8 protein-coding genes are annotated in these 12,514 nt (G+C 38.7%); 2 read left to right on the top strand and 6 right to left on the bottom strand.

Annotated features, from left to right (window positions below; translation table 11 throughout):
• Nucleotides 1-408 precede the first annotated feature (408 nt).
• Nucleotides 409-2,508, bottom strand: a complete 2,100-nt coding sequence (locus tag H1P_RS09390; RefSeq protein WP_144866544.1) for a tetratricopeptide repeat protein — start codon at nt 2,506-2,508, stop codon at nt 409-411.
• A 574-nt stretch (nt 2,509-3,082) separates the two neighbouring features.
• Between H1P_RS09390 and H1P_RS09385 the strand changes: the two genes are divergently transcribed.
• Nucleotides 3,083-3,466 (top strand): RidA family protein, encoded by a 384-nt coding sequence (locus H1P_RS09385; protein WP_144866543.1) that lies wholly within the window; start codon nt 3,083-3,085, stop codon nt 3,464-3,466.
• 159 nt (nt 3,467-3,625) lie between these two features.
• On the opposite strand, the gene H1P_RS09380 is transcribed toward H1P_RS09385, so the two are convergent.
• Nucleotides 3,626-4,582, bottom strand: a complete 957-nt coding sequence (locus tag H1P_RS09380) for an NAD(P)/FAD-dependent oxidoreductase (protein ID WP_144866541.1) — start codon at nt 4,580-4,582, stop codon at nt 3,626-3,628.
• A gap of 627 nt (nt 4,583-5,209) precedes the next feature.
• Between H1P_RS09380 and H1P_RS09375 the strand changes: the two genes are divergently transcribed.
• Nucleotides 5,210-6,718 (top strand): UbiD family decarboxylase, encoded by a 1,509-nt coding sequence (locus H1P_RS09375; RefSeq protein ID WP_144866539.1) that lies wholly within the window; start codon nt 5,210-5,212, stop codon nt 6,716-6,718.
• Between the two features lie 139 nt (nt 6,719-6,857).
• On the opposite strand, the gene H1P_RS09370 is transcribed toward H1P_RS09375, so the two are convergent.
• The 4 genes from H1P_RS09370 to H1P_RS09355 all read right to left on the bottom strand — a co-directional run bounded on the left by H1P_RS09370 (nt 6,858) and on the right by H1P_RS09355 (nt 12,338).
• Nucleotides 6,858-8,219, bottom strand: coding sequence for a serine hydrolase (locus H1P_RS09370; RefSeq protein WP_144866537.1), 1,362 nt, complete (start codon nt 8,217-8,219; stop codon nt 6,858-6,860).
• Nucleotides 8,220-8,521: 302 nt separating this feature from the next.
• Nucleotides 8,522-10,036 carry an oligosaccharide flippase family protein gene (locus tag H1P_RS09365; protein ID WP_144866535.1) on the bottom strand — a complete coding sequence of 505 codons (1,515 nt, stop codon included), beginning with the start codon at nt 10,034-10,036 and terminating at the stop codon, nt 8,522-8,524.
• A 37-nt stretch (nt 10,037-10,073) separates the two neighbouring features.
• Complete coding sequence (locus H1P_RS09360; protein ID WP_144866533.1) at nt 10,074-11,108, bottom strand: sulfotransferase family protein; 1,035 nt, start codon at nt 11,106-11,108, stop codon at nt 10,074-10,076.
• Nucleotides 11,109-11,540: 432 nt separating this feature from the next.
• Entirely contained in the window at nt 11,541-12,338 is a 798-nt protein-coding gene (locus tag H1P_RS09355; RefSeq protein ID WP_144866531.1) for an acyltransferase, read from the bottom strand.
• Between the last annotated feature and the right edge of the window lie 176 nt (nt 12,339-12,514).

The raw sequence follows: 12,514 nt of genomic DNA, 5'->3' as shown, positions 1-12,514 counted from the left end.
TGGCTTAGCGTCGCGCGACCGAAGGAAGTCCTTTAGGGCATCGCGCGTCACGCAGGCGGTGTGCTATTTCACTCCCGTGTTCACAACAAATAACCTCCGATCTTATTTGGCGATTGGGGGTTGATTTTTGAGCTACTTAGTTTACGGCCTTGCCTCATGGTGGTATGATTGAGCAAAATTTTACTTTTTCATTAATATTCAAGAGGCTTAAAGCTTAGAGCTTGGAAGCTCCGAACAGTATTACTATCGGTTTCATACCTGTCTTGAACGAGTTGCTCATTGAGGGAAACCCAAGGGGCTGATTCTGTCGTTTCACGGCAGAACTTGTAAGCCCCGCCCAAGACCCCTAAAGGACTCGGCTTCGCCGTCGCGCACTCGTTCGCTAAATCGGCAACGCCTAGTTTACTTTTATGTTTTACGTTTTAATGTCAAATCTTGTTTGAGTTTTTCTGATAAAGCGTGGTTTAATTTTTGAGAAGCGTGAGGATATTTCGGTTTTAATTCTAAAACTTGACGATAAGCTTTCACTGCATTGTCCCAAGAACCCTGTTTCTCTTGTAATTCTCCAAGATTAAAGTGGAAATTAGCATTTTGAGGATTATAATGTATTGCTGCTTGATAACAAGCGATCGCATTTTTGGGCTTACCGATTTCTTGTAATACTTCACCTAGATGCTGATAAGCTTCATTGAAATGAGGCTGTAACTTAACTGCTTGTTCATAGCAAAAGATTGCTTTGTTGCGATTTCCTAACTTTCTGAAGGATTCACCTAAGAGAAAATGATCTTCTGCTAAACCCAGATTGGGTTGCAAAGTAAAAGCTAAATACATATGCTCTACAGACTTTTCCTGCTCTCCTATTTTGGCTAATATTTTTGCCAGTTTCATTTGAGCTTCTGCTTCTTTAGGATTAATTCTAATGGCTTTACGGTAACAAGAGATTGCTGATTGCCATTTTCTTTTTCTCGCGTATAGATTACCCAAATCAGTGTGAACTTTTGCAGAATTAGGCTTTAGTCTTGCTTGTTTCTGATAGTGTCCAATCGCTTTGTCTAATTTATCTTCTACTTTTTTCTGCTTATTTTTGCTCGCAATCGAATCTTTGATTCGGGCTAAAGTTTCATGCTTTATCGATTCGGCAACCTTGGGATAGGAAGTTTTATATACTCCATTGCCAGATTTAGTTTTGATTAATTGCTGAATTTTTTTGATGCGAGCTAGCTGATTTGCTTGATGTTGTTGTTCGTTTTTGAGAGAGGTTTCCGAAGAAACTAAATCTTGAGCTTGAGATAAATTTAGTTCTAAAGCTTTACGGTAATAAACCGCAGCTTCATGCCAAAGATTTTGTTGTTCAGAATCTTGTCCCAGTTTGTGATAATTAACTACAGAATTATCTATGATCTCTGAAGATTCGACAAGGGATTTTTGTGTTGTTTTAGCAGGGTTTCCATCTTCTACCTCATTTGATAATGCTGGATTTTGAGCTTCTAACTCTTGCGCTCTGTGTTTGCATACTTGAGCCTTTTCTAACTCCCCTGATTGTTCCCAAACATGAGCTAAACTGCGATAGGCATCAGGAAATTCAGGCTTAATAATAACTGCTTTTTGGAAATACTCTACTGCTTGTTGCCACTTCTGTTGTTGAGCATATAATTTAGCTATACCAGCATATACCTCTGCGAGATCGGGTTGAATTTCAACTGCTTTACCGTAGCATTCCATAGCTTCTGCCGTACGGTTCATCCTTTGAAGTGCATTACCCCAAATTTTGTATGCTTCTGCCATATCTGGCATTACTCTTGTTGCTTGTTTACAAGCATTAGCTACTTCTGACCAGTCTTCGCGATCGCAGCTATCTAACGCTTGTTGCATAAAGGCTTGGGCTGCTTCCCACTCTATATTAGCAATGCTACGAGAATCTAGCTGTTTAGTTTTAAAAGCAGAAGAAATACTAGGAGTATATTCTTGAGGCAGTTCAATTTGCAGTAAATTAGGTTGGCTCTCTTTAGAAGCTTCTTTAATCGAGCCTTGAAAAGAAAAAGCACTGTCTTGTAAATTAGCAATACTTTTTTGATCTACTAATTGAAGAGAAGCAGAAATTGCTTTGTACTTCTCTTCAACTTCATTTGTTACTGCTTGAATCACGATCGCTTGGCGATAACAAGTAGCTGCTTCTTCGTTTTTTCCCTGTCTTTTAAGAGATTCCGCTAGCTGTTTATAAGCTTTGGCAACGCTATTTTGCTGTTTGAGATGACTTAATAACTCTTGATAGGCTTCACAAGAATCAGGATTTTCTTGGATAGCGCGATCGTATAAATTGATCGCTTCTCGTAGATTTCCTTGCTGCCAAAGAAGTTCCGCTTTTTCCATAGACGAATCTATATCATCATCAGATGACAAAGTAGCCGAGTATTCAGAGGAAGATGACTTAGACTTAAGAGGTTTTTTCTTATTGATTGATTCGTCAGAGTCACCTCCACTCATCATGTTTTGGAACAGCTTGAACATTTTGGAGCCTCAAGGTTTTTCTATTAATTTTACTTAAGTTTATTTACTGAATCGAGTATACAAGTCAGAATTATTCTACATATTCTTACCGATTTTTTCACAAAAGTCATGGGTGAGTAGGGTATATTTACGTAATCTTTAACTGAAGCAGCTATTTGTTTCAAAAATAGCTCATTTGCTTAACAGTATTTCATGTGAATTATTCAAACAATATGCTTTAAAAAAATTGTCTGGTTAAGATATTGCGATATGAGTTTGTGGGCATAACTTGATGATTGATAATTACCCAATCTAATATTATTGTTGTGTTTTCCTTCTCAAGTGAGACATTTTGCGATCGCAAAATCAGTAATTGAGGTCATAATTTAGTCATTAGCGATCAGCGATCGATTATCAGTTTTAGTAAATTATTGTAAAGTGTCGGTTATACGACTCACTAGAAGTTCAATTTACGTAGCGAGAGAGGTGTTATTGGTCGAGTTTCTACTTGATAATAAGGATCCCCTATGAAGTAGTTATCTGGAAAATGTCAGTAGAATGAAAGGTTGTGCCACTTACTTCCTAGGAGTTTTGAATGACAATCACGCCCATTAATTCAGATCAAGCTCCCTTGACTTCAGGAAACTATTCTCAAGCCACTTTGCTAGAAGGCTATAAAAGATTACTCTTTATAAGCGGGCAAATCCCAGAGACGGTAGATGGTTTTACTCCCTCAGATTTCAAATCTCAATGTGAACTGGCGTGGGAAAATATTAAAGCCCAGTTACACGCAGCAGACATGACAATTAGCAATCTCGTAAAAATCACAACCTTTTTATCCTCAAGAGACTATGGAACTGAGAACAGCGAAGTACGCCAACGGGTTCTTGGCTCTCATGCACCATCACTCACTGTCATCATTACGGGGATTTATGATGAAAGCTGGTTACTTGAGATTGAAGCGATTGCAGCAGAATAATAAACTATACGTGACTGTAGATGTGACCTAAGCCTGCAAAATTAATTAATTATTCGTATCAGTCACTAGACAATCACCAACAGACAAAAAAAAGCGCATCAATAGACGCGCAGCAACAGAGGCTAGATTTTTTAGTTTAAGAATTGGCAACACCAACAATTAATTATGGTCCCAATCTGGTCTAATAGACTTACGACTATTGAGATAGCGATCGATAGACATTGCTGCAACACAACCGTCTCCCGCAGCCACTACTGCCTGTTTGAAAGGGGTATTCCGAATATCTCCAATAGCCCAGACACCATCAACAGAAGTAGACATCATTTCGTTTATTTTGACACCACCATCAGGATTGAACTCTACTGCATCCCCTACAAAATCGGTGATCGGTTTTGAACCACTTTGATAAATAAAAGCACCCTCTACCGTTAAAGATTGTTCTGTATCTTCTCCTTTTCTTTTGACGGTAACTCCTGTTACTCCCATTTGATCGCCGTCAACAGATAATAAGCGGGTGCGATTCCAATGCTTAACATTGGGCAAATTTAATAAGTGCTGAGCGTGTTCATCTTTTTGTGAAGGCTCTTTAACCGTAATCCAATGCACCGTAGAAGCAAACTTAGTTAGTACTTGTGCTTCCTCTACTGCTTCTTGGTTTAGCCCCGCAACGGCTACTTCTTTTTGCTTGTAAAATGCACCATCACAAGTAGCGCAGTAACTTACACCTTTGCCTAAATACTCAGCTTCTCCTTTAATTGAAGCGACTCTACCCATCGCCCCAGTAGCTAAGACCAAAGCACGACCAACAAATATGCCTTCTGGAGTATAGACTTTCTTTTGCTCACCACTGACATCAATCCCAAAAACTTGAGCGCGTTGATAGGTTGTGCCAAACTCAACGGCTTGCTCTCGCATTACAGTAAGTAATTCATCTCCGCTAATATCCCCTGGAACACCAGGATAATTAGCAATTTTGTGAGTAATAGCCAAAGCTCCCACTGCGGGATTTTTATCTAAAATAATTGTTTTAAAATCAGCCCGTGACGTATACAATGCACAGGTACAACCTGCTGGACCTCCGCCAATAATAATTACATCAAATTCATAAGTTTCCAAAATGTCAATCCCCGTGCAATGTAGTGTTGAAGAAGTGAACGTAATCTGAGGGGCTGCCTTTGGAGGTTTCTCCAGACGGACAACTTATAGGTTTGAAGAAGCCTCAAATCTCGTGTCCTCATCTAGTAAGCCCCTTCCGTCCATAAAGGGCGGAGTACTGTTTACCTTTAATCAGGATACCTCTCTATAGGGTCTGCTTTCAAATTTTGGAGACAAAATTATCTTGAGTTTTAAGATAGCTTTATTCCTATGGTCACAAGGAGTCTTAAGGGGGATGAAACAAAAGTAAAGAATAAGAAGGAAAGAATCAGAAATTAAGGAAAGATTGCTAGTAAATGGTTGTTAAGTAGACTGACACAATTAAATGTAAATATGTACAAGAGTGTGAAATCGCTTAAAACATTCTGACTCAGTGACATCACGATTCCTGAGTTCGCTCTTCACTCTCTACTGTAATTTGTCCTATCTACTTAGTGGTTGGTGGTTAATTGTTAATGGCGAATTCTTTCACTACTGGCGAACCTCTCTTCGTTTCTCGTTCATTTTTTCTTGTTCCTTAATTTTTCTTTCTTCTTACTTAAAAAAGGTTAATAATAAAAGTTAGTGAACTTTTAACATTTCTTAATTATGGCTAGGGACTTACGGGGCTTTATTAAAATCTTAGAGGAAAAAGGGCAACTAAGACGCATCAAAGCATTGGTAGATGGAGATTTGGAAATTGCAGAAATTTCTAATCGGATGCTGCAAGCGGGGGGTCCTGGGTTATTATTTGAAAATGTAAAAGGTTCGCCTTTCCCTGTGGCAATAAACTTAATGGGAACAGTGGAAAGGATTTGCTGGGCAATGAATATGCAGCAACCCCAAGAATTAGAAGATTTGGGAAGCAAGTTAGCCATGCTGCAACAACCCAAACCACCCAAAAAGCTCTCCCAAGCTATTGATTTTGGTAAAGTATTATTCGATGTGATCAAAGCCAAACCAGGAAGAGATTTTTTCCCTCCTTGTCAACAGGTAGTAATAGAGGGAGAAGATTTAGATCTAAATAAAATTCCCATGATTCGTCCTTACAGTGGGGATGCAGGCAAAATTATTACCTTGGGATTGGTAATAACCAAAGATGTGGAAACAGGAACACCGAATGTTGGGGTGTATCGTTTACAGTTGCAGTCTAAAACCACTATGACAGTACATTGGCTATCAGTTAGAGGTGGTGCAAGACATCTAAGAAAGGCAGCCGAAGCTGGAAAAAAATTAGAAATTGCGATCGCTCTTGGTGTCGATCCTCTTATCATAATGGCAGCAGCCACACCCATTCCTGTAGATTTATCCGAGTGGTTATTTGCTGGCTTGTACGGCGGTAGTGGTGTCAAACTAGCTAAGTGTAAAACCGTAGATTTAGAAGTCCCCGCAGATTCGGAATTTGTTTTAGAAGGGACAATTACTCCAGGGGAAGTATTACTTGATGGGCCATTTGGGGATCACATGGGCTACTACGGTGGAGTGGAAGATTCTCCTCTAGTGCGTTTTCACACCGTAACCCATCGTAAAGACCCCATTTATTTAACTACTTTTAGTGGTCGTCCTCCCAAAGAAGAAGCCATGATGGCGATCGCACTTAACCGAATCTATACTCCTATTTTGCGTCAGCAAGTCTCAGAAATTACTGATTTCTTCCTACCAATGGAGGCTTTAAGCTACAAAGCTGCGATCATCTCCATTGATAAAGCTTATCCTGGTCAAGCCAGACGTGCAGCCCTCGCTTTTTGGAGTGCGCTACCCCAGTTTACTTATACCAAGTTTGTAATTGTTGTCGACAAAGATATTAACATCCGCGATCCTCGTCAGGTAGTGTGGGCAATTTCTTCTAAAGTCGATCCTTCCCGTGATGTTTTTATACTTCCAGAAACTCCTTTTGATACCTTAGATTTTGCTAGTGCCAAAATTGGCTTAGGGGGACGGATGGGAATTGATGCCACTACAAAAATGCCTCCTGAAACAGATCACGAATGGGGAGAGCCTCTGGAATCTGATGATGATACTGCCAATATGGTATCCAGACGTTGGGCAGAATACGATTTAGCTGATATTGAATTAGGGGAAGTGGATGCTAATTTGTTTGGTTATGATATGAGGTAAAAGTATTAAAATTAGCTGAAATTAAAAGATAAATGTATTTTGAAACGATCGGCAATATTGGCAATAGTGAGATCGTAGCTGTGGATAATTCAATTAGGGAATTGCCTTAGCGAAAGAAACAATATGGCTCTGCTCTCAACTAATTAATTCTATTCAAAACCGTATCTTTTCGGTTCTGATGGAGAATTACTTGAGACACTTTGTTTTCTTTATTGGTTACAAAAGTTAGTTGAGCATCTACGAACTTGAGAAAAAACTTAGTTGGAGATTCAGGAAAAATTTCTACTACTTCCTGTCCTGTTAATTGGGTAAAGATGCGTCTATTTTTAGTTGTAACTGTGAAAATGAGGTCGCTAACAGAGGGAGGTAGCGATGAAGAAGGCTCAAATTTATATGTACCTACATAGGTTTCATAAATAGTAGGATCGATCTCGATCGCTTTTCGTTTTTGCGGTAATTCATAAGATTCGCCCCATAAAATAGCAGCTAGATCTCTTCCTATTTTGCCTGCTGGGGATGTCTGAAGATTACTCAAGATAGCGATCGCAATTTGTTCGTTGGGATATCTATCAAATTGAGTACGAAAACCATCAATACCTCCACCATGAGAAATACGACGGCGATTATGTTGAGTATCAATAAACCAGCCATATCCGTAATATGCTAGTTCATTTTCATCAGTGGGAACTTTGATTGTCGAGGCAAACATCGTATCTCTAGACGATTGATTGAGTATCGCATCAGTATACAGCGATCGCTCCCATGTATAAATATCGTCAACAGTAGAATAAAGCGCACCTGCACCAGAAGGAAAAGACATATCTAAAAAGTCAGCGTTTTGGTACTCTTCTCCACTAAAAATATAACCAGCAGCACGATTCAGTAAGATTGTTTCATGGCAATCATAGCCAGAATCTTTCATTCCTAGGGGTTTAAAAATGTACTGTTGCAAGTAATCTGCATAAGATTGATTCGAGACAGTTTCTATTATTTTGCTTAAAACTAGATAGCCAGAATTGCTGTAGCTAAACATCTCTCCTGGCGTAAATTCTAAAGGGAGATATTTGAAACTAGCAATCAGATCTTCTAATTTTATTTCCAGCTTTTTTTTAGTACTAAAATCATCAAAATTTGTGTAGTTAGGAATTCCTGCTGTGTGGTTTAGTAAATGATGGACGGTAATTTGTTCTCCACAAGGATAGTCAGGTAAATAAGTCGCAATCGAATTATTTATATCGAGCAAGTTCTGTTCTTGAAGCTTAAGAATAGCTGTTGCTGTAAACTGCTTGGTAACAGAACCAAGACGAAATTTAGTTTGCAATATATTGGGAATGTTATGTTCTAAATTTGCCATTCCATATCCCTTACTGAATAATACTTCTCCCCCAAGACCAACCAACACAGAACCCATAAAATAGCCAGTTTCTAGATATGCTTGCAAATAAGCTTCTATTTCTCCCATCTTAGAGCGATCACCTGAATCGTTTTGTGGCTCAACCATAATAGTAGTATCTTTATTTTTCGCTATTTCTCAATATAGAAAATTTCCTCAATTACTGGAAAAATTTGCCATGAAAATAGTAAATTGCCAATACGATCGTCATGAAAAAACTATTCTGAACATCTTGAATAATGCGATCGCAAATCTACAGCCCTTTATGTTTATCAACCAAAAACTGTAGAAATAATCCAAGAGTAAGATCAAAGCAAGTATGTTTTAAATCGAAAAATGGCTAGATTTGAAGTTTTATCAATGAATAATTAATTATTTATTTATTGTTGAACATATAATTAGTTCCATTTTCAATTCTTCAATAGCCCCAAACGCTGTCCCATCTTTCTGAAGATAATTAGATCGTCTTCCTCCAAACCCATTATCCATAAAAGCGTCCCATAAACTAAAAATATCGTCCCAGCAGTGAATAGCAATGCCAGAAAATAAGGTACAAATGTAAGCCAAGAACGTAGGAAAAAACCGATTAAGAAAGCAATAGTACCTGCTGTGATGGTTTTAAAATAGCCCAAGTTAAATCCTTGAATGCGCAAAACTAAGTAAACTTGCAAGATTCGCAGCAGATTTATGCCTAAAATGCTGATTCCCGTTGCCACTGCTGCTCCCATCATTCCCCATCGCGGAATCATCAGTATATTTAATCCGATATTGGTGATTGCTAGTAAAAGATCGCCAAAGAGCTTAAGATACTGATGTCCTGACATCGCCAGCATATGCATAGCAAATCCTCCTGGACCTGCCCTTGCTAATTGTCCTCCCGCCAAAATTATTAGGGGCAACCAACCGATGGTAAATTCTGTGCCAAAAACACCCAAGATATCTTTACCAGTCACGACCACAATTAAGAAAAGTGGTAAAGTCAAAGAGAAGCTCCACCGAGAAGCAGTTCTAAAGATTGTGCCTAATTGTTCAAATTCTCCTTTACTGTAAAGTTTAGCAATCATTGGTGTGAAGATTGTCACCAGAGAGCGAGTAAACAGAGTCATTAACAGTGCTGTCTGAGAAGCTGCTCGGTAAATACCCACTTCTGCTGCTGGTCGGAAATATCCCAACATTAAAGCATCTGTCCAAAGCATGACTAGCCATAAAAAACTACCAAAAGATAAAGGTAGCGAAAATGCTAGCAATTGTTTACTCTCGAAAACAGGCTGAATCTTGCTGCTGAATACAGCAGGAAAAATGCTCCAAGTAAAATAAATAGTGGCAGCTAAAGAAACAATAACAGCAATTAGCCAAGCTACAGTTGCACCCCAAAGACCCCAGCCGACCGTACAGAATGATACAGCTATTAGTAAGTTAGTAAACGGTAGCAGAAGCTCCCAAACATAAACTTTGTACTTAGCGATCTCAAATCCCGTAGTAGCAAATATCCCTACAGTTACACTAGCACCAAAAGGAAGAGCGATCGCCACAATCTTTAGTGCAGGGGTCAACTCTGGTTTCCCAAAAATACCTTGGGCAATCAAATCGGATGTTAAAAACAAAGTGATGCCAAAGACTATGCCACTTAAAAAAGGTAGTATAATCCCTTGCCATAAAAGTCCTTTAAGCCGAACCTTGTCCTCTGCATTAAGGTAAATTGACACATAACGTACAACACCAGTTTCTAGCCCCATCCGAGAAAATAGTTCTCCGAGTTGATAGACGATCATTCCCAAGGTGTAAAGTCCAAAGACTTCTGAACCAAGTATCCAAGCCAGAATTACTTGAGTTAAGTATTTGAAACCAGTACTGATGATTTGTCCAGCAAAAGAGAACCCAGCTCCTTTGACAAGTTTATTGAAGGTGGCATTAATTTCTGCCACTATTAATTTCCTCCATTATTACTATGACTATCAGTTGTTAAAGTCCTAATCTGAGGCGAAGATAAATATTTAGCCTTCGGATGGCATCTAGATGACCCTTACGGTTTTGGAGCATGGCTATTATTTTCCGTGGTGGATGTTCGAGAAACTGAAATTGCATTACCTCTAAAGGGGAAATTTGAGGTTGTGCTAATTGCCTTTGGTAGCCATATTTCTCAAGTGTTGCTCCTGCTACAGCTTCAAAAATACGTAGTTCGCGTTCTGTCATTTCAGTACGCCATTTTCCAGTATTATTTACCAGAATCGGCTTAGTAAGATTTTGCTGATTTTGTTTATCTGTGAGATACGGTGCGCTATTGGTGTTAAAAGCAAGCATTTCGGGAGAAAAATCTTCTCGAAGAAAGTTGCAAATCTTCTGGACTATCGATTCTGGTTCTGAGAGTAAGTATTCGTAATGAACTTCAAGAAAGGAGTGTTCATCAAGAGTATTTTGCAACTCGTCAACAATCTCCAGATACCGAACCCACTTTTTAGCCAGGGTATAGATGTGTTTTGGGCCAAAGCGAGCTTTTTTCCAAGACAGTGCTGAATCACGTCCATCGCGAACGATATGAATCACTTGTGCATTGGGAAAGCCACTGATAATTTCACGCCAATAAAAAATATGCCAAGGTGTCTTTTCTCCCCAACGTTGTTTTCCTTCATTGCTCGTCCAGGAACGCATTAGACCATCGATAATACCGTGGAAGTCGAATCTGTCAATTGCCTCAAGGATTTGCTGACGGTCAGGACGAGGATGCCAGTCTCTCATAACTTCAGTGCTGAGAATATCATCTACCAAACGCTCGCGATTTTTGGCTAGGTGCAAGTTTCCATAGTACTTTAGCCACGGATAAAAAGTATTATAAAGATGAGATTCAAAAGGGATAGCAATTCTGGGATGGGCATCGATAATCCTACTGAGAAGTGAAGTTCCAGATCGCGCCGAGCCAAAGATGAATATGGGACGTTCTGAGAATTCTTGTTGATAATCTGATGATGATTTTATTGACTGGATTTCATTTTTGACCATGGCATTTTTTTGATAATTATTCTTGCTAAGACAATAATTTTTAGTAGAGTGCAATTTTAAAATTAATTTATGTTGATGCTATATACAGTAGTTTTCTATTGGGTAGATTACATTAATAAATTTTGGTCAGAGGTCACCAGGTCAGAAGATAGAGATAATATTGCTTTCAATAAAAATAAGTTCTATTAAATTGAAAAGCGCAGTAAGTAGGTAGAAAAAATCATTTGTATATTTACGAAGTTAAAGGAAGCTCTGCATCAGAGCGCGTTCCTTGGCCCCAAATGCGATGGGGATAAACACCCCAATGCGACGGGTGTAAACGGATTTTCTCTGAACACTTAGTTGTATTTGCTATTGTCTGTTGCTTCTTGCCTACCTTCATCGAATATTAAATTGATTTTTTCTGATTACTTAATTAATTAGTGCTACATATCAAGTATCTTTTCTAAGCTTCAAAATCTTCGCGGGTACTCCCACAGCAACACTAAATTCTGGAACAGGCTTGGTCACAACTGCACTAGCTCCAATAATGCTATCGCTGTCTATTTTTACCCCATCTAAAATATTTACCCCTGCTCCAATCCAACAGTTATCTTCAATTGTGATTCCCTTAACTATCTGACCTTGAGCAATAATTGGGACATCAGTTCGGTCTGTTTCATGGTTTCCACCACCGATCACATAACAATATGCTGCTAAGAGAACATTTTTGCCTATTTTTACTTCTTTGGCTGATTGAATAAAGCAATTCATCGCAATATTGGTGTTATCGCTAATAGTTATGTTGCCATTTTTGCAACTAATTACAGTATTTCTACCAATCATCACGTTGTCGCCAATGAAGATTCCTTTGTTGTCTGTTCCTTTGGCATCCAAAACTGCATAATCATCAATTACCACGTTGTCGCCAATATGAATTTTGTGGGGATGCCTAATGGTTAAAGATTTCCCGAAAATTACATTGCGTCCGACTTTGCCGAATAATGATTTGTAAAATTTCTTCCTTAAAGCTAGACCAACCGCACCTGGTAATGGTGCCAGCAAAGTAGTTAAAAATTCATACTTAAGTAATGAAGTAAGGCTAAGAGAGCCGATTATCAACTCTTGATATTTTTGCAAGGCTGATTTTTTTTCATTGGTTAATGCAGCCTGAAACTCTGTCTTTGGTAGATTATCTTTTTTAGGGATTTTTAGCTCTGCTGATGTTAATGCTTCTGTTATTTTATTCATATTGTTGATTTATAACCATTGCTGTTCTTGATACCAAGAGATTGTTTTTTGAATTCCTTCTTGAAGAGAGTATTGTGGTTCGTAGCCTAAAACTTTTTTGGCTTTGTCGATGGAGAATGCTCGATTGTTTTGAAAAAAGCTAACTCTACGTTTGTGTAGTGGCGGTTCGATACCAA

Source organism: Hyella patelloides LEGE 07179, from assembly GCF_900659865.1.
GTDB lineage: Bacteria > Cyanobacteriota > Cyanobacteriia > Cyanobacteriales > Xenococcaceae > Hyella > Hyella patelloides.
Note: the sequence above shows the minus strand (reverse complement) of the source record. Positions and strands in the feature narration are given on the sequence as shown.